Raw genomic sequence first — 17706 nt, forward strand, 5'->3', positions numbered from 1 at the left:
CCGTAACGGCGCACGGGCACCGGCTTCTTCGCAAGACGTGTTGACCATCCCTGCCCCTAACGCGTGCGGCGGGCGAGGAAGGTGATGCCGCCGACGGCGATCGCGGCCGCTGCCAGCCAGATGAGGACGTTCGTGAGGGTTAAGCCGGATGTGCCGCCCGTGTCGGCGGCGGCCGGGGCTGCGGTGGCGGAGCGCGTCGCCGACGGGGTGGGGGTGGGCCGGGCGCCCTCGCGTTCGGGGAGCGGGACCCGGTAGACCGGGCTCTTGACGCCTTCCGATCCCGTCAGGAGGGCCTTGCCGTCGCGGGTGTAGGTGATCGACTCGGCCTGTTTCAGCTCCGGCATCTCCAGCCTGGAGATCGTCTTGCCGGAGGGCTGGTAGAGGGTGGCGGAGAAGTACGTACGGATGACGTACGACGAGCCGTCGGGCGCGTAGGCGGCGTCGGTGGCCATGAGCGGGGCGGCGGCCACCTTGCGCAGGACGTTGGTGCGGTCGGCGCGCAGCTTCTTCGGCGCCGCGTAGACCGAGCCCGCGAACTCCTTGGACACCACATAGAGCCGCCCCGTCTTGGGGTTGACCATGATGCCCTCGGCGTTGCGGGCACCGTCGGCGTATTTGAACCGGTAGCGGGTGGCGGGCAGCGTCGCGCCGGCGATCGTCCGGGGCTCCGGCACCTTGTAGATGGAGATGTCCGGCCAGGCGCCGTCCATGTTGTCGCCGATGTCGGCGAACCACAGCACCCCGCGCCCGGTGGCGGCGTCCTTGGTCGCCGCCATGGCCTCCCAGTCTCTGGCCTCGGCGCCGCTGATCTGGAAGGCGGCCCTGGTGCGCCCCTTCCCGTCGACGGCGTAGAAGGTCGGGGCGGCGGAGCTGTCGTTGTGCGTGTAGTAGATCCCGTCGTGCGTCGGCGAGACGGCCAGCCCGCTGGACTCCGTTATCTTCGGGTCCTTGAAGGTGAACAGCCGCTCCGTCCCCTCGTCCGCCGCCTGGGCGGGAACGGCGAACAGCAGGCAGGCCGCCGGCACGACGGCAGCGAGCACCCGGACCACGACATCCCCCACGCGGACATCATGCCCCACCGGCGGCCGGTCCGGTCGTCACCACGGCGGTGGTGCCCACCCTGGCGCTGTGGCGGTGGAAGCCGGTGCCCTGCAGCACCACCAGCAGCACGTTCGCCACCGCCATGGCCGTCCACAGCCCCGTGATCCCCCACGTCCTGGCCACCGGTACGGCCGCCACGACCAGCAGCCCGTACCCGACGGCGAAGTACAGCAGGCTCGCCCCCGACCGCTTGGAGCGCCGTGAGCCCGAACCCCTGCACCGCCTGCACGGCATCGGCCACCGACGACACCAGCATCAGCGGCAGCACCGCGAGCACCCGCTCCCGCACCCCGGCGTCGTCGCTGAACAGACTCAGCGCCCACTCCCCGAACACCGCCAGCAGACCGGCCCCGGCCAGCGTCCCCAGAACGGCGAGCACGGCCGCGCTCCGGTTGGCCCGCCGCGCCCCGGCCGCGTCGCGGGCCCTGGCCACCTCCGGCAGGGCGGCCTGCGCCACCGACATGGAGGCCAGCATGATGATCCCGGCCAGCGTGGTCAGCAGGACGTGGGCGGCCGTGTCGCGCGCCCCGGTGGTGCCCACCGCGAAGGTGACCACCCCCAGCACGCCGAACTTGATGAGCACGGTCCCCGCCAGCGGGATGCTCACCTTCGCCAGGTTGACCATCTCGCCGACCCTGGGCCACGCCCGCCCGATCGGGCGCCCGAGCCCGCGGCGCAGGCTGACGTTCGCCACGACCGCCGCCGCCAGGCCCGCGACCAGCCAGGCCACGCCCACGCCGGTCAGCCCGAGCGGCGGCACCAGCACGGCCGTCAGCACGCTCAGCAGCACCGCGGAGGCGAGGCTGGGCCACAGCACATTACGGCTGCGCCCAAGAGCGACCAGGATGGTGCTCGTGCCTCCGGTGGAGGCGAAGACCAGCAGGTAGGCCGCCAGGAAACAGGGCAGCGAGCCCAACTCGCCCACCACCTCGCCCGGCACTCCCGCCGCACCCGCGAACAGCGGCACGGCGAGCACGGCGAGGGCTCCGAGCAGGCCCGTGACGAGGCTGAGCCAGCGCGCGTCCCGCACGATCGGCACGGCCCCGCCCGGGTCGTCCCGGTACGGGGCGACGAACGGCCCGAGCCCGCGCAACGCGGCCTGCACCGCGGCGCCGGCGGGATTGAGCACGGCCGTCATGACCGCGAAGGCGGCGAGCGTGACGGTGTCATGACGGCCGAGCACGGAGGCGACCACCAGAGAGCCGATCGTGCCCGTCGCCATCGCGAGGAACAGCGGCGCCGCGGAACGGAGCAGCGCGATCACGACACGGCCCGGAGGATCATGAAATGAGCATATGGCCTGGAGTGCACTCCAGGTTTGTAATCTTTATTTCATGGAATACGTCAACCTCGGCCGCAGTGGCCTCCAGGTGAGTCCGCTCTGTCTCGGCACCATGAACTTCGGCCCGGAGACCTCGGAGGAGGACTCCTTCGCGATCATGGACAAGGCCCATGAGCTGGGGATCAACTTCTTCGACACCGCCAACGTCTACGGGAGGAAGAAGGGCGAGGGGGTCACCGAGCAGATCCTCGGCCGGTGGTTCGCCCAGGGCGGCGGGCGCCGGGAGAGGACGGTCATCGCGACCAAGCTGTACGGCGACATGGGCGACTGGCCCAACGAGAAGCGGCTGTCCGCCCTCAACATCCGCCGGGCCTGCGACGCCTCGTTGAAGCGGATGCAGACGGACTACATCGACATCTACCAGGCCCACCACATTGACCGGAACACCCCGTTCGAGGAGTTCTGGGAGGCGATGGAGGTCCTGCGGCAGCAGGGCAAGATCCTTTACGTCGGCTCGTCCAACTTCGCGGGCTGGCACATCGCCAAGGCCCAGGAGACGGCGGCCAAGCGCAACTTCACCGGCCTCGTGAGCGAGCAGTCGCACTACAACCTGCTCACCCGCGCGGTGGAGCTGGAAGTGCTGCCCGCGTGCGAGGACTACGGCGTCGGCGTGATCCCGTGGAGCCCGCTGGCCGGCGGCCTGCTCGGCGGCGTGCTGCGCAAGATCGACAAGGGCCGCTCGGCCGCCGAGCACATGGTCACCCAGCTTGAGAAGCACCGCGACAAGATCGAGCAGTACGAGAAGTTCTGCGACGGCCTGGGCGAGGACCCCGCCAACGTCGCCCTGGCCTGGCTGCTCAAGCAGCGCGCGGTGACGGCGCCGATCATCGGGCCGCGCACCATGGAGCAGCTCGAAGGCACGATGCGGGTGCTGGAGATCGACCTGGACGGCGCCGCGCTGGCCCGGATCGACGAGATCTTCCCCGGCCACCGCACCGCCCCGGAGGACTACGCCTGGTGACCAGACCCGGCCCGCACACCTGATCGCCCTGCCGGTCGTGCGTCCCGTGCGCGACCGGTCAGGCGAGCACGGCGCCGACGACGACGATCAGCAGGAGGAGGCCGAGCACGATGGGCAGCAGCCAGGGGCGAGGACGGTCCACGACGTGGAGCCTAGTCGCGCCCGGAGGGTGCGAGCGCCCATTCGGCGAGTGACTCGTACCTCACCTGGGAACCCGTATGGCTACGGACAAGGCGGACGTGCTCCGCCCGCCAGGGCGAGCCGGTGAAGCCGGACAGTGACTCGACCAGCGGGCGCAGGTCGATCTCCGTCTTGGCGCGGCCGAGCGTCAGGTGCGGGTGGAAGCGTTTCTCGTCCGTATGGAGGGCGCCGGCCCGCCGCCCGCCCGCTTTGAGGGAGTCGGCCAGCGCGGTCATGGACTCACCGGTGACGCCGGCCCAGAAGACCCTGGCCCGGCGGGCGGAGGAGAAGGCGCCGAAGCCGGCGAAGGCCAGGTCGAGGGCGGTGTGGCGGCGTACGGCCCGGGCCAGGCGCACCTCCAGCTCGGGCAGCACCCGCTCGGGCACCTCGCCGTAGAAGGCGAGCGTGATGTGCCAGGTGGCCCGGTCGGGCCAGCGCAGCCCGGGCACCTGCCCGACGTGCGGCGCGATGGCGCTGGAGAGCTCGTCCAGCACCGCCTCGGGCGGCACCAGAGCCGCGAAAAGCCTCATGCCCCCCAATTCTCCCCCGGGATCACTCCACCCGGGAAACCGCCCCACCCGGCCTTGCGCGGCTCGCCCGTCCGACCGCCCGGGAATCCCCTTCGACCTTCCGCGGCCCCCTGTCCGACCGCCCCGGAAATCCCCCTCGGCCTTCCACGGCTCGCCCGTCCGACCGCCCCGGAAATCGCCCCCGGCCGGTCCCCCGCGTCCTATCGCGGCGGACCGGCCGTGAGGGCTTGACTCATGCAGTGGCGAGCGCGCGCTCGGGCCTGCCGACCCGCGCTCTGATCAGCCGCGTCATCAGCAGTGCCAGCACCGTGCCGGCCAGGACCATCGTCCCGGAAAGGATCACGCCCAGCCGCGGCCCGCCCATATCGGAGAACCACCCGACCAGCGGCGCCCCCAGCGGCGCCCCGCCGGTGAACACCAGGAAGTAGATCCCCATGACCCGGCCCCGCATGTCCGGGGAGGTGGCGATCTGGACGCCGGCGTTGGCGGCGGTGTTGATGGTGATCAGCGCGATGCCGGCCGGCACCAGCAGCGCCAGGTACGCGGGATAGACCGGCGCCAGCCCGGCGGCGACCTGGAACACCCCGAACCCGATGGCCCCGGCCAGCAACACCTTCCGCGACAACTGGGCCCGGCGCGCCGCGAGCAGCGCCCCGCCGAGCGCCCCCACCGCGAACATGCTGGAGGCCAGCCCGAACGAGGAGGCCCCTGCCTCGAACACCTCTCGTGCCATCAGCGCGATCGACATCGAGAACGCCTGCGAGAAGATCGACACGAACCCGATCAGCAACACCGGCATGAGCAGATCCTCACGCTGGATCACGTGCCGCAGCCCCTCGCGGAGCTGCCCCTTGGCCCTGGGCACGGGTTCGGACGGGGTCAGCTCGGACTTCCGCATGAAGACCAGGCTGTAGATCACCCCGCCGAACGTCGCCGCGTTGATCAGGAAGAGCGGCCCCGTCCCACCGAGCATGGAGATCAGCACGCCGGCGAGCGCCGGGCCGACCACGCGGGCCAGGTTGAAGCTGGAGCTGTTCAGGGCGATCGCGTTCGGCAGGTCCTGGCGGCCGACCATCTCGACCACGAACGCCTGCCGCGTCGGCACCTCCACACAGGAGATCAGGCCGAGCAGGAACGCCATGACGTAGACGTGCCACACCTGGGCGGTGCCGGTCATGGTCAGCACGCCGAGAGTGAGGGCCAACAAAGCCATCAGCACCTGGGCGGTGACCAGGATGGGCCGCTTGGGGTAGCGGTCGGCCAGCACGCCGCCGAACATCCCGAACAGCAGCATGGGCAGGAACTGCAGAGCCGTCGTCGTCCCGAGCGCCGAGGCGCTGCCGCCGCCCTGGTGCTGGGTCAGGTCGAGCACCAACCAGTCCTGGGCGGTGCGCTGCAGCCAGGCGCCGGTGTTGGAGACGATGCCCCCGGCCGCGTACATGCGGTAGTTGCGGATCCTGAGAGACCGGAACATTCCGGTCCTGGGTTCTTGAGGCTCTATATCTTGCTGAGCTTCTCCAGGATCGGCGCCGCCTGCCGCAGGACCGACCTCTCCTCCGGCGTGAGTTCCTTCAGCCGCTGCGTCAGCCACGCCTCCTTCCGGCGCCGCTCCTCCTTCAGCAGCTTCAGGGCGGATTCGGTCACGGTCACGGTCACCTGCCGCCGGTCGGTCGGATGCGGCGTGCGGGCGACCAACCCGCGTTCCTCTAGCGCGGCGATCACGCGCGTCATCGAGGGCGGTTGTACCTTCTCTAGCTCGGCCAGCTCGCCGGGAGTTATTCCGGAGTGCCGTTCCACCGCGGCGAGCGTCGCGAACTGCGTGGGAGTCAGCGAGTGAGCCGCCGCCTGTCGTCGTAGGCGCCTGGTCAGCCTTGCCATCGACACGCGCAGGGCTGAAGCCAGGCCTGCGTCGCTGCGCAGGTCCATCTTGGGCTGGGTTTTGGTTAGCATGAGTCATTACCTTTGCTAACTATAGGCGAAGGCAAGATATTTCCCCATATCGGACGTGTCACACTCTGATACCCGAAGCCGCCCCACCTGCGCGGGACGGCCCCCGGGCGTGCGGCTCATACTCCCAGGATGGCCCGGATCGGCCCCATCGCGAAGTAGATCAGGAACAGAACTGTGACGCCCCACAGCAGCGGGTGGATTTCCCGCACCTTGCCCCGTACGAGCTTGATCAGGACATAGCTGACGAAGCCGGCGCCGATGCCGTTCGAGACCGAGTACGTGAACGGCATGACCACGATGGTGAGGAACGCCGGGATGGCCAGCTCGTAGTCGTTCCAGTCGATCTCACGGATCTGGGTCATCATCAGGAAGCCGACGACGACCAGGGCGGGCGCCGCCGCCTCGTACGGGACGACCGTGACGAGTGGCGCGAAGAAGACCGCGAGCAGGAACAGCGCCCCGGTCACCACGCTGGCCAGGCCGGTGCGCGCGCCCTCGCCGACGCCGGCGGCCGACTCGATGTAGGTGGTGTTCGAGGAGACGGAGGCCGCGCCGCCGGCCGCCGCGCCGAGCGAGTCGATGAGCAGGATCTCCCTGGTACGCGGCAGCATCCCGTCCTCGCCCACCAGGTTCGCCTGGCGGCCGACGCCCACGATGGTGCCCATGGTGTCGAAGAAGTCCGTGATCAGCAGCGTGAAGATCAGCAGGAGGACCAGCAGCACCGAGACCCGGCTGAAGGCGCCGAACGGGTCGACCTCCTGGAACAGGGTGAGCGGGTTGTGGAAGTCGAAGGTCAGGTCGTGCAGGGTCGGCACGTTCAACTGCCAGCCGCCGGGGTTCCGCGCCGAGAACGCGCCGGACCTGGTGACCAGCTCCACGATGATCGCCAGCACGGTGGTGCCGACGATGCCGATCAGGATGGCGCCCTTGACCTTCCGCGCCACCAGCGCCGCCGTGACGAGCAGGCCGACCACGAACACGAAGATCGGCCAGGAGGTCAGGTTGCCCCCGATGCCCATCTCCAGCGGCGGTCCGGCGGGCACGCGGCGCACGAAGCCCGCGTCCACGAACCCGATCAGCGCGATGAACAGCCCGATCCCCACGCTGATGGCGGTCTTGAGCTGGGCCGGGATGGCCCGGAACACCGCCACCCTGAGCCCCGTCAGCACCAGGACGCCGATGACGACGCCTTCGAGGAGGACCAGGCCCATGGCCTCCTCCCAGCTCATCACGCTGGCGATGTTGAAGGTGACGAAGGCGTTCAGGCCGAGGCCCGCGGCCATCGCGAAGGGCACCCGGCCGACGACGCCCATGAGGATCGTCAGCACGCCGGCCACGAAGGCCGTCCCGGCGGCGACGAGCGCCACGTTCGGCGTCGTACCGTCTCCGATGACCTGTTTCTCCACGTCCGTGCCGTTGGCAATGATGATCGGGTTAAGAACCACGATGTAGGCCATGGTGAAGAACGTGGCCAGCCCGCCCCGGATCTCGCGGGAGAAGGTCGAACCCCGTGCGGTTATCGCAAAGAAACGATCTATGGCAGTTGATGCGTTATTCACGACGCGAAGAGTGACAGGCCCAATGAGCTGCGAAAAGAGCCGGGATGAGATCGAGACCCGATTGCAAGCTAGGCTGGATATGTGAAGCAGCAGTGGCACCCCGACCCTGAGCCGATCAAGACCAACGACACGGCCGCCGTCGCCGTGGGCACCGCGGCGTGGGCCGTCGCCCTGGTCGTCCTGCTGGTCTTCCGCCCCGCCCCGGAGAACACGTGGTGGATCTGGACCTGCGTGACGGGCGTCGGGTTCGGTTTGTTCGGCATCTGGTTCGTCCGCCGCCCCAGGCGCGGTTGACCGGCCGTCCCGTCCAGGCGCGGCTGATCGGCCGTCCCGTCCAGGCGCGTTTGACAGGAATCCCGGCCACGAGCTGACATTCGTCATCTTCCGGCATTCCCCGAAGTCACCCGGAAGTGGTGTTTCCGCCCACTACATCGGCGCATGCCCGTCAAATCATGCTTATCGGCATGAAGAAGTCTGCAGTGACCTTCCTCCTGAGTGCGGTGGCCCTCACGGCCTGCAGCACCGGTACCACTACCACGAGCAGCAGCACCCCCGCGGCCGCCGAGAAGACCGTCGGAACCGTCGCCTGGAGCCCGTGCACGGACCTGATCGGCCCGGACGGCAAGCCGTTCACCCCGGGCCCCGGCGTCGAGTGCGGCAAGATCCAGGTCCCCCTCGACCACGCCAAGCCCGGCGGCGAGAAGATCGATCTCGCGCTGATCCGCGTCAAGGCCACCGGTGACCGGCTCGGCTCGCTGGTGTTCAACTTCGGCGGCCCCGGCGGGTCCGGCGTGGACACGATGGCGCTGGCCACCCAGTCATTCGCGAACCTGGGCAAACGCTACGACCTGGTCAGCTTCGATCCGCGTGGCGTCGACCGCAGCTCCGGCGTCAAGTGCGGCGGCGAGATCGAGAAGCTCCTGGCGGCCGGGGTCGACGACGACGTGGACCGGATGGCGAAGGAGTTCGCGCGGGCCTGCGAGCGGGACTCGGGCAAGGTCCTGCCCCACGTCGGCACCGTCCAGGCCGCCAAGGACCTCGACCTGCTGCGGGCCGCGCTCGGCGACGACGAACTCAACTACTTCGGCCTCTCGTACGGCACCCAGCTCGGCGGCGTGTACGCCACCCAGTACCCCGGGAAGGTCGGCCGCTTCGTGCTGGACGCGGCCCTCGACCCGACCGTCACGTTCGAGGAGCGGGCCCTGACCCAGGCGGCCGGGTTCGCCCACGCGTTCAAGGCGTTCGCCGAGGACTGCGTGGCCAAGAGCTGCGAGCTCGGCGACGACCCGGCCGCCGCGCAGCGGGCGGTCGAGACCCTGCTGGACGGCCTGAAGACCAAGCCGATCAAGGTGGGGAACCGGGAGCTCACGTACGGGCTGGCGCAGCTGGCCGTCATCACCCCGCTGTACGCCAAGGCCAGCTGGCCGCTGCTGGAGCGGGCGTCCGCGGCGGCCATCAAGGGCGACGGCACCGCGCTGCTCACCCTCTCCGACCTCTACACCGGGCGCAGGGCCGACGGGACGTATTCGACGATGATGACGAGCCTGCAGGCCATCAACTGCGCCGACACCGCCGAGCGGCCCACCGTCGCCGAGACCGCCCGGATCTCCGACAAGATCCGCAAGATCTTCCCGATCCTGGCGATCGAGGGGTCGATCACCGCGTGTGCCCACTGGCCGGTGCCCGGGGACGACGCGGCCAAGCACGTCGACGCCACCGGCTCCGCGCCGATCGTGGTCATCGGCGGCAAGGGCGACCCCGCCACCCCGTACAAGTGGGCCCCCGAGCTCACCCGCCAGCTCAAGACCGGGGTGCTGGTGACGTACGAGGGCGAGGGGCACGGGGCCTACCTCAGCGGCAACGCCTGCGTGAGGAGCACGGTGGACGCCTATCTGACGGAGGGGAAAGTGCCGGCCGCCGGCACCACCTGCGCCGCCTGACCGACGACCCGCTGAGGGAGGCCCTGCGGGGACACTTCCCTCAGCCGCCGCTCACGACCGCCGCCCGCACGGCCCATTCGTCACCGTGCGGGTGGCCGGCGCCGTGCGGGCGACCGGCGCGGGTCAGGACAGGTCGGCCTCCGCCAGCAGGAGCGGCACGGCCTCGGGGTCCCGCAGCAGGGCGGCCACCGCGAGGCGGTCGTTCCACTGCCCGGTCGCCCAGGCCAGCCCGCGGGCCAGCCCGTCCACCCCCGTGCAGTGCACGGCACCCTCGAAGTAACGCCAGGCGCACTCCACCCCGTCCACCAGCAGCTTCTCGTGCGCCACATAGGTCTCGGGCGCGGTGGGCAGCAGGGACCGCACCTCGGCGGGCACCTTCGTCACCTCTCCCTGCGAGGTGACCTCGCCCGAGGCGAGCTCCCCGGCCAGCGGCAGGTCCAGCAGCTCCGACAAGGACTCCGCCAGATCGTACGAGGCCAGCACCAGGGGCCGATCGGTGACCAGTTGCAGCAGGTCGGGGGCCTCGACCACCACCGCGTCGTCGGCGGAGGCCACCACGATGGAGCCCCCCAGCACCGCCCGCACCCTGGACGGCGGCGCCACCCGGGACGGGTCGACGGCGGCCAGGGCGATCCACAGGGCGCGCAGTTGCGCCCGGTCCACCTGGATCGACTCGTCGGCCATCAGGTCCAGGAGCTCCTCGGGGCCGCCGTGCCCGGCCAGCAGCTCGGACAGGGTCGTGCGGACACCCAGCATCGACAGGGCCGCCTCGTCCAGGCCCGCGGGCACGTCTTCGTAGAGGCCCTGGAGGAGCGGATCGGCGCCCGGCAGCCGCAGCTCCGTCGGCTTGCGCCCGCCCAGCACCGGATGGTTGGCCAGCCACCAGGCCGTGTAGGAGGGCACCTCCACCCCCTGCACCCGCAGCGGATGCAGGGCGGCGCGCAGCGGCGGCCGGGTCAGCAGCGCCAGCGCCGCCGGCCAGTCGGCCACCAGCTCCAGGTCGCGCACCGCCGGGAACTCCGCCACCAGCGGCGGCACGTCGAGCTCCGGCAGCAGGTCGAGCACGTGGTCGAGCCACTCGTCCTCGCCGTCGAGGTCGTGGTCGCAGTCGTCGGGGTCGAGCAGCACGTCGGACTCGTGCACCACCGCGAACCCGTCGAGCACGCCCGCCGCCGCCAGCACCCGCGAGCCGTAGACCTCCTCCAGCTCGGACGCCGCCACCCCGAGGTGCGTGCCGGACTCCAGCAGCCCCGCCAGCGCCCCGTCGGCCAGCATGAGCTCCCCGGCCGGGTAGAGCTCGCCGTCGGTGCCGCGCAATGCCAGCTCGGCCAGCCACGGCGCCTCGCCGGGAGCCAGCCCGGCCGCCGCCACCAGCGACAGCACTGCCCGCGCCACCGGCTCGGGGTCGGGGCTGTCGAGCGACTGCGCGACGGCGGCCTTGGTCAGCGGGTCTTCGAGGACCGTGCGCGGCGTGGCCTCGGCGGCGCCGAGGCGCAGCAGCGCGGGATGGGCCGCCTGCGGGTGCACGATGCGCAGCCCCAGCGGCGTCAGGTCCAGGTCGGCACCGCCGTCGGTCAGGATGAGCGTGCCGCGCGGCCCCCGCACCACTCGGCCGTCGGTCAGCGGCACCGGCAGGGCGCCCAGCGACTCCGGGTCGTCGGCGGGCAGCACCTCGTAGAGCGAGCGCCACCACGACGGCTCGCGCGCCTCCACCGCCTCGCCGGACAGCAGGTCGACCACGTCGGACAGCTCGACCCTGCGCACCCCCAGCGCGGCCATGGCCGGATGCCGGGGCGGCCACCCGGCGGGCAGCAGCCCGGGCACGAAGTCGGCGACGGTCGCGAGCAGCCCCGCCGAGCCGGCGGACACCACGGCGGCCTCCCGGCCCGCGACCACCCAGCCGTCACCTTCGGGCTCGCGGGCGGGGTGCTCGACCTGCCACTCGGCGTCGGGTTCGTAGACCTCGGCGTCGGCGAACGACGGCGTCTGCACGGCCGGCGCGGGCGCGGACAGCGCCGGCAGCAGCGGCGTGCCGGGCAGCCGGGACAGCACGGCGCGGCGGATCCGGGCGTCGAGCTCGCCCTTGCCCATGAGGGAGGGCACCAGGTCCAGCAGCTTGGGCGTGCGCGGCAGCTCCCGCAGCAGCCGGACGTAGGCGTCGGCCGCCCGCTCCACCAGGAAGTCGGTGAGCGGCCCCGCGGCGACGTGGCGCCGGTCGGTGGCCATCGGAAACGACGCGATCAGCAGCGCGGGCAGGTCGAGCGGCTCGTCGCTGGGCGTGGGCGCGTGCACGACGGGCGGCACGGTGCCGGGCAACGGCACCGGCTCCCCCACCCCGCCACCGGCCCCACCAGCCCCGGCGGCATCGCTGACCCCGGCGACCGGGACGGCCCAGCGCACGGACCAGAAGGGGCGGGCGCGCTCCTCGGTGGGCCGGTCGGCGAAGAGCCTGCCCACCTCCTCGGCCGTGAACTCGCCGGACTCCGACACCACGTGCCAGCCCTCGGCGACCACGGTGCGGGTCACGCCGTCGAGCTCGATCTCGATGGCCCGCAACGCGGGCATGCCGAGCAGCAGCGCGGGGCTGGTGTCGGCCAGCATGCGCCGGACCGCGGCGAGGGCGGCGCCGTCGCGCATCGGCAGGCGTACCAGCGTGTCGAATCCCTCGGGCACGTCGAGCGGCGGCCCGTCGAACGGCAGCCGCAGCAGCGGCACGTGCCCGGCGCGGTCGGCCAGCTCGCCCGCCAGCTCCGGGATCCCGGCCACCACGGCCGTGGTCTCGGCGCGCGACCACCGGGCCGAGCCGCCGCCGCGCGAGCCGATGGCGGGCTCGTCACAGACCGAGACCACCGCCGCGAACCCGACACCGAACCGGCCCGCCGCGCCCGCCTCGTCCCGCTTGCCCGAGACGCGCAAGGTCGACAGGCCCTCCACGCCGGTGGCGTCCAGCGGGGCGCCGGTGTTGGCGGCCGTCAGCACGTCGCCCTGGAGGGTCAACCGCAACAGGCCCGGCGCGCCCGCGCGCAGCGCCGCGTCGGCGGCGTTCTGGGCGAGCTCGACGATCAGCCGGTCACGGTAGCCGCCGAGAGCGAAGTCCTCCTCGGCGTTGGCGTCCTCGCGGAACCTGGCGGGCGAGGCCGTCCACGCGGCGAGCACCGCGGCTCGCATCCGGTCACAGCCAAAGCTTGCGGTCATCGATCACGATCCTGGTCGAGGGTTGGAAGCCACCGTAGGTTAGCGGCCTGCACCGACACTCGGGCTCAGGAATGGCCAAGCTCCTCGTTGGCGGATTCGTCGACCGAGCCCGCCTCCTCCTCGATCAGGTCGTAACCGAGGTCATCGAGGATCGGTATGGCCTGCTCACCGGGTGGCGGCAGGGTCGCGGCCTCCGAATGCGCGCCACAGCCGTGGTCTGCGGCGACGACCTTGCCGTCGTCGGGCGCGTATTCATTGGCGCAGACCCCGAACGACAGTCGCAGCTCACCTGACAGCAACCAGTAGAAGCCGCAGGTGGAGCACTGCGCGGGCGCGGCGTGTGCGATCGGAGTGTGCGGCCCGTGCTCGCCCGAGTGCCAGCGCCTGGCAGCCCGGTCTCTGCCGACGGCCGAGAGCACACGGGCTCGGCCCAGGCCGTACTCGAAAACCATCTGGTGGTCTGTGTCTTCGTCGGTCTCGGTGAAACCCGGCGCGAGCCTGTCGTCGTCCTCCGCGGCCGGAAGCAGATCGCCCACGCCGAGATCACCGGGGCGCAGCCGCTCGCTCCACGGCAGCCACTCGGGAGCCAGCAGCGCTCCCGAGCCGGGCAGCAGAACGGCCTCGCTGACCGTGACCTTCTTCGCGCGCGAGGCGCGCGTCACGGTGACGGCCCAGCGCCAGCCCCGATAGGCCCGGTCCAGGCAGGCGAAGTAGTGGGTGACGATCCGGTCGCCCTCGCTCTCGCAGCCGAGGTGCTCGCCGGGCTCACCCGGCGACGCGAGCTCCTCGGCCGCGGCGCGTGCCAGATCGACCGCGGCGACACAGGCCTGATCGGGAGCGGCGACGCGGGCCCTGGTGCGGCTCATCGGGCCGGCTCCGCCGAAAGGTACTGTTCGCTCACACTTCATTCTCCCCCATCGGGGGACGTGAACGGGCCCACAACCACAGATCCGCACCTGAGATCGCCGACCAATTGGGTAAGACTGGTAGGCGTGGAGGGAGGCTGGGAGCGAGCACGTGATTTTTCGCGGCGCGTGGGGCGCGGAGTCGCCGGCGCGGGCCGCGCGACCGCGCGTGCCGGCAAGGCCACGGCCGGCGGGACCGCGCGGGCCGGCCGGGCCACCGCCAAGGGGGCGCAAAAAGTCGGCAGGGCGACCCGCCGGCTCACCTACGCCAACGGCGCGGGCCGCACCGGGCTCGGCCGCCTGATCGAGCTGTCGGCGGGCAACAGCGCGAGCGACGCGATGGTCACGGTGGCCCTGGCCAGCACCGTGTTCTTCGGCGTGCCCGTCGGCGAGGCCCGCGGCTCGGTGGCCCTTTACCTGGTCATCACGATGTTGCCGTTCGGGCTGCTGGCACCGTTCGTGGGGCCGATACTCGACCGTTTCAGGTCGGGGCGGCGCTACGTGATGGCGGGCACGCTGTTCGGGCGGGGGCTGCTGTGCTTCGCGATGGCCGCCGCCGTGGGGCCCGGCGACCTGCCGACCCTGTTCATCGGGGCGCTCGGCGTGCTGGTGCTGTCGAAGGCGTACAACGTGTCGCGGGCGGCGATCATGCCGAGCGTGCTGCCCGCCGACATCGGGCTGGTGTCCGCCAACGCGCGGGTGGCGCTGTTCACGCTGGTGTCGGCCGGGATCGCGGTGCCGGTCGGCGCGGGGCTGACCGCGTGGCTGGGCAGCGCGACGGTGCTGCGCGTCGCGATGGTGGCGTTCCTGCTGCTCGGCGTCGTCGCGGTACGCCTGCCGCGACACGTCGACTCCCCCGACCTGGAGGAGGAGGGCGCGGCCCCGCGCTGGCGCACCCTGCTCAAGGTCGGTCCCGCGGTCGCCGAGGCCGTCTGGGCCAACGTGGCCGTCCGGGTCTTCTCCGGCTTCCTGCTGTTCTTCCTGCTGTTCCTGGTCCAGGACCAGGCGGTGCCCTGGCTGGCGGCGGATCAGCAGGCGGCGCGGGACCCGTTCTTCGACATCCCCAAGACGATCGCGCTGCTGGCGGGTGCGGCCGGGCTCGGCGGCCTGCTGGGCGCCGCCGTCGCCAACTGGACACGTAAACACGCGCCACAGCTCATCGTGCTGGTCACGCTGGCCGTGGCCGCCGTCACCACCGTCGTTACCGCGATCTTCTTCGGTGTGTGGACGGCGCTGGCGATCTCACTGATCACCGCCTTCGCGCAGGAGCTGGGCAAGCTGGCACTGGACGCGATCGTGCAGCGGGAGATCGGCGAGGAGGTGCGCTCGTCCACGTTCGGCGTGGTCGAAGCGGTGCTCCAGCTCGCCTGGGTGTTCGGCGGCCTGGTGGGGCTGGTGTTCTCACTGGCGCGGAGCGGCACGGCCGGGCTGGTCACGCTCGCGGTGCTGCTGACCGTCGCGCTCGCCTGGCTGCTGGTCTCCAGGCGGAAGCGCGTGCGCGCGGCCACCGCCAGGGTGCACAGGGAACGGGCCGGATACGCCGACCAGCACCCCCGGCCGGACACACTCGACCCCACCAAACCCCTGACCAACCCCAACAGCCCCTGACCAAACCCCAACGGCCGTACCCCGAGGCGTCCGGCTGGGCACGACTTCGGGCACGCTCAGGGGGGCGGGACGCGTTCGGGCGTCCCGCCCTTGTCCGCTTGTGGGAATCAGACGTCGAGGTCGTCCGCGACGGCCCTGAGCACCTGCGCGATCTTCTTGGCGTGCGGCGCGTCCGGGTGTTTGCCCCGCTGGTAGGAGGTCGAGACGCCGTCGAGCAGCTTGATCAGGTCTTCGACGATGACCACCATCTCGTCCGGCTTCTTCCGCTTGGCCTTGGGCTTCGCCTTGGCCAGGGTGGGCGGTTGCTCCAGGATCCGGACCGAGAGCGCCTGCTGACCCCTGCGCCCCTCCGCCACGCCGAACTCGACCTTCTGGCCGGGTTTGAGCGGGCCGGCGCCTGTGGGCAGCGCGGAGGAATGCACGAAGACCTCACCGCCGTCGTCGCGGGTGAGGAAGCCGAAACCCTTGTCGGCGTCGTACCACTTGACCTTGCCACTCGGCACAGGAGGACCTCGTTCGAACTGTCGAAATAAGGACGGATGGATAGGTTATGCCCCGCGAAGCGCCAGGGCGACCGGGTAAATTTCCGGCATTTACCGGAGTTCATCATGCTTGCGCCAACCGGCGAACCAGTCCGCGAATTCGGTCAGGTCGCCCAACGCCACATCTGCTCCGTGATCACGCAGCTCTCTCACCGTGTAGGGGCCCGTTGCGACGGTCACGCTCACGGCGCCGCCCGCACGTGCCGCCTCGATGTCCGCGACATGGTCACCAACATAAGCCGCCGCGCCGAAGCGCGCGAGTGCCGATCCCTTGGCGGTGCCGAAAAGCGAACCGACGACCTCGTCCACGGCGAGCCCGAGCGCCTTGAGGGTGCCGGCGGCGTCCCGTACGTTCTTGGCCGTGACCACGATGACGCGGCCACCACGGGCGTGTACGGCCTCGATCGCGTCGTGCGCACCCGCCATGGCCGTGTGCGCCGGAACGCCCATGTTCGGATATATCTCCCTATACAGATCGGCGGCCGCGGCAACCTCCTCGGCGGGAAGCCAGTTGGCCAGCTCGACCTCCAACGGCGGCCCCAACCTGCTGACGATCTTCGCGCTGTCCATGGGCACCCCCAAACGCGAGGACAGCTCGTTGTAAACGGCCGCGATACCAGCCCTTGTGTCCGCCAAAGTCATGTCCAGGTCGAATCCCACCGAAGTTGTCACGTATGAAGGATGCCAAACAGTGCCCTTCCCCGCGTAACGGCCCTTGTTCTGTGGCCATAGGAATGGGAAGAAAGGAATTACTTATCGGAGAGGAGCGGCCGTGAGCGAGACCCCCAAACCTCCGCAGGCCGGTGACAGGCTCGTCGCGTCCTCCGCCCCGCCCCGCCCCCACCGTCCCGCCCGGCCGGGCAGGACGCCGGTGACGCTCTGGCACCGCCTGGTCAACGGCGCGGCCTACGTGGTACGGGTCGCCGCCCGGATGGCCGCGCTGTCGGTGCTGCTGTACGCGGTCTTCACGGTGTTCCGGGCCAACCCGGCGAACATCTGGTACCAGTTCGTCGAGTCGCTGGCCGCCTCGCTGTCCCTGGGCCTGGCCAACCTGTTCCAGCTCGCCGATCCGCGCTGGACGACGCTGGTCAACTACGGCCTGGCCGCGATCGTCTGGCTGGTTCTCGGCTCCGCGCTCTCGGGCCTGATCCGCCGCGCCGCCCCCTGAGCCCGCTCCCCGAGCCCACTGCACGCGGTTGCGGCAACCCGTCAGGTGCGGACGTGGCTCACCGCAACGACTACTCTCCTTACGGAGGTATCAGGAGAGACATGACCAGATCGACCCGTGAGCGGATCATCGATGAGGCCCTGCGGCTGTTCGCCGAGCGGGGCTACTCCGCCACTTCCGTGGCCGAGATCGAGGCCGCCTCAGGGCTGTCTCCCGGCGCCGGCGGACTCTACCGGCACTTCAAGTCCAAATATGAGGTGCTCGCCGCGGCGATCAACGAGCACGCCAGCCGGACACGGCTCCAGGTGGCCGAGAGCCTGGCCGAGCTGAGCGGCATGGAGTCCGCGGTGGACCTGGAGGACCGCCTGTCCCACCTGTGCCGCGCCGGGCTGGCCAAAGTACGCGAGGAGTCCGAGCTGACCCGGGTGTTCTTCCGCGACCTGAGCCAGTTCCCCGAGTTGGTCGCCGTGGTGCGCGAGGGCCTGCTGCAGCCCATGTTCGACGCGATCGTCACCTGGTTCCAGGCCCAGCCCGAATACCGCGACGCCGAGCTCGACTGGACGGGCATCTCGGCGGTGCTCGGGGGCGCGGTGGTGCACTACAGGCTGTTCCAGGAGACCGTGGGCGACCTGCCGGGGCACGTGGCGAAGGACCAGTTCGTGACCGCCTGGGTTCGCCTGGCGGTCGGCCTCCTCCCCAGCCCGGCCCCCGTAAGCTGACGCCGC

16 protein-coding genes are annotated in these 17706 nt (G+C 71.0%); 6 read left to right on the forward strand and 10 right to left on the reverse strand.

Going from position 1 to position 17706, the window contains the following annotated elements; translation table 11 throughout:
- Nucleotides 1–56 precede the first annotated feature (56 nt).
- Entirely contained in the window at nt 57–1049 is a 993-nt protein-coding gene (locus tag ABGB18_RS37445) for a hypothetical protein (RefSeq protein ID WP_347700468.1), read from the reverse strand.
- On the reverse strand, nt 935–2365 hold the full coding sequence (locus tag ABGB18_RS37450) for an MATE family efflux transporter (RefSeq protein ID WP_347700406.1): 1431 nt from the start codon (nt 2363–2365) through the stop codon (nt 935–937). The genes ABGB18_RS37445 and ABGB18_RS37450 overlap by 115 nt, the downstream gene beginning before the upstream one ends.
- Before the next feature lie 70 nt (nt 2366–2435).
- On the opposite strand from ABGB18_RS37450, the gene ABGB18_RS37455 reads away from it, so the two are divergent.
- The gene (locus ABGB18_RS37455; protein ID WP_347700407.1) at nt 2436–3404 is read left to right on the forward strand and encodes an aldo/keto reductase; all 969 of its coding nucleotides are present in this window, start codon (nt 2436–2438) and stop codon (nt 3402–3404) included.
- Between the two features lie 152 nt (nt 3405–3556).
- On the opposite strand, the gene thpR is transcribed toward ABGB18_RS37455, so the two are convergent.
- The 4 genes from thpR to ABGB18_RS37475 all read right to left on the reverse strand — a co-directional run bounded on the left by thpR (nt 3557) and on the right by ABGB18_RS37475 (nt 7623).
- The gene (gene thpR / locus ABGB18_RS37460) at nt 3557–4114 is read right to left on the reverse strand and encodes an RNA 2',3'-cyclic phosphodiesterase (RefSeq protein WP_347700408.1); all 558 of its coding nucleotides are present in this window, start codon (nt 4112–4114) and stop codon (nt 3557–3559) included.
- A gap of 232 nt (nt 4115–4346) precedes the next feature.
- Entirely contained in the window at nt 4347–5588 is a 1242-nt protein-coding gene (locus ABGB18_RS37465) for an MFS transporter (RefSeq protein ID WP_347700409.1), read from the reverse strand.
- A gap of 23 nt (nt 5589–5611) precedes the next feature.
- Nucleotides 5612–6064, reverse strand: a complete 453-nt coding sequence (locus ABGB18_RS37470; protein ID WP_347700410.1) for a MarR family transcriptional regulator — start codon at nt 6062–6064, stop codon at nt 5612–5614.
- 116 nt (nt 6065–6180) lie between these two features.
- Complete coding sequence (locus ABGB18_RS37475; protein ID WP_347700411.1) at nt 6181–7623, reverse strand: NCS2 family permease; 1443 nt, start codon at nt 7621–7623, stop codon at nt 6181–6183.
- Between the two features lie 81 nt (nt 7624–7704).
- Here ABGB18_RS37475 and ABGB18_RS37480 point away from each other — a divergent pair, with 81 nt between their 5' ends.
- The gene (locus ABGB18_RS37480; RefSeq protein ID WP_347700412.1) at nt 7705–7917 is read left to right on the forward strand and encodes a DUF2530 domain-containing protein; all 213 of its coding nucleotides are present in this window, start codon (nt 7705–7707) and stop codon (nt 7915–7917) included.
- A 170-nt stretch (nt 7918–8087) separates the two neighbouring features.
- Complete coding sequence (locus tag ABGB18_RS37485) at nt 8088–9563, forward strand: alpha/beta hydrolase (RefSeq protein WP_347700413.1); 1476 nt, start codon at nt 8088–8090, stop codon at nt 9561–9563.
- A 123-nt stretch (nt 9564–9686) separates the two neighbouring features.
- On the opposite strand, the gene ABGB18_RS37490 is transcribed toward ABGB18_RS37485, so the two are convergent.
- Both ABGB18_RS37490 and ABGB18_RS37495 read right to left on the reverse strand, forming a co-directional pair.
- Nucleotides 9687–12758 (reverse strand): hypothetical protein, encoded by a 3072-nt coding sequence (locus tag ABGB18_RS37490; RefSeq protein WP_347700414.1) that lies wholly within the window; start codon nt 12756–12758, stop codon nt 9687–9689.
- 65 nt (nt 12759–12823) lie between these two features.
- Entirely contained in the window at nt 12824–13624 is an 801-nt protein-coding gene (locus tag ABGB18_RS37495) for a DUF3027 domain-containing protein (protein WP_347700415.1), read from the reverse strand.
- A gap of 168 nt (nt 13625–13792) precedes the next feature.
- Between ABGB18_RS37495 and ABGB18_RS37500 the strand changes: the two genes are divergently transcribed.
- Nucleotides 13793–15271, forward strand: a complete 1479-nt coding sequence (locus tag ABGB18_RS37500) for an MFS transporter (protein WP_347700416.1) — start codon at nt 13793–13795, stop codon at nt 15269–15271.
- A gap of 107 nt (nt 15272–15378) precedes the next feature.
- Here ABGB18_RS37500 and ABGB18_RS37505 read toward each other — a convergent pair whose 3' ends face one another.
- Together ABGB18_RS37505 and ABGB18_RS37510 are read right to left on the reverse strand one after the other, a co-directional pair.
- Nucleotides 15379–15774: a cold-shock protein gene (locus tag ABGB18_RS37505; RefSeq protein WP_347700417.1), complete on the reverse strand. Its 396-nt coding sequence runs from the start codon at nt 15772–15774 to the stop codon at nt 15379–15381.
- Nucleotides 15775–15864: 90 nt separating this feature from the next.
- Entirely contained in the window at nt 15865–16485 is a 621-nt protein-coding gene (locus ABGB18_RS37510; RefSeq protein ID WP_347700418.1) for an HAD family hydrolase, read from the reverse strand.
- 100 nt (nt 16486–16585) lie between these two features.
- Here ABGB18_RS37510 and ABGB18_RS37515 point away from each other — a divergent pair, with 100 nt between their 5' ends.
- Both ABGB18_RS37515 and ABGB18_RS37520 read left to right on the forward strand, forming a co-directional pair.
- Nucleotides 16586–16981 (forward strand): hypothetical protein, encoded by a 396-nt coding sequence (locus ABGB18_RS37515; RefSeq protein ID WP_347700419.1) that lies wholly within the window; start codon nt 16586–16588, stop codon nt 16979–16981.
- Between the two features lie 101 nt (nt 16982–17082).
- Complete coding sequence (locus tag ABGB18_RS37520; protein WP_347700420.1) at nt 17083–17700, forward strand: helix-turn-helix domain-containing protein; 618 nt, start codon at nt 17083–17085, stop codon at nt 17698–17700.
- The last annotated feature ends 6 nt before the right edge of the window (nt 17701–17706 follow it).

The organism is Nonomuraea sp. B12E4, from assembly GCF_039871825.1.
Taxonomy (GTDB): Bacteria; Actinomycetota; Actinomycetes; order Streptosporangiales; family Streptosporangiaceae; genus Nonomuraea.

Bases quoted from the DNA above. Each gene is read 5' to 3' on its own strand.
- ABGB18_RS37455 (WP_347700407.1), top strand. From the start codon at position 2,436: ATGGAATACGTCAACCTCGGCCGCAGTGGCCTCCAGGTGAGTCCGCTC.
- thpR (WP_347700408.1), bottom strand. From the start codon at position 4,114: ATGAGGCTTTTCGCGGCTCTGGTGCCGCCCGAGGCGGTGCTGGACGAG.
- ABGB18_RS37465 (WP_347700409.1), bottom strand. From the start codon at position 5,588: ATGTTCCGGTCTCTCAGGATCCGCAACTACCGCATGTACGCGGCCGGG.
- ABGB18_RS37470 (WP_347700410.1), bottom strand. From the start codon at position 6,064: ATGCTAACCAAAACCCAGCCCAAGATGGACCTGCGCAGCGACGCAGGC.
- ABGB18_RS37485 (WP_347700413.1), top strand. From the start codon at position 8,088: ATGAAGAAGTCTGCAGTGACCTTCCTCCTGAGTGCGGTGGCCCTCACG.
- ABGB18_RS37490 (WP_347700414.1), bottom strand. From the start codon at position 12,758: ATGACCGCAAGCTTTGGCTGTGACCGGATGCGAGCCGCGGTGCTCGCC.
- ABGB18_RS37495 (WP_347700415.1), bottom strand. From the start codon at position 13,624: ATGAGCCGCACCAGGGCCCGCGTCGCCGCTCCCGATCAGGCCTGTGTC.
- ABGB18_RS37520 (WP_347700420.1), top strand. From the start codon at position 17,083: ATGACCAGATCGACCCGTGAGCGGATCATCGATGAGGCCCTGCGGCTG.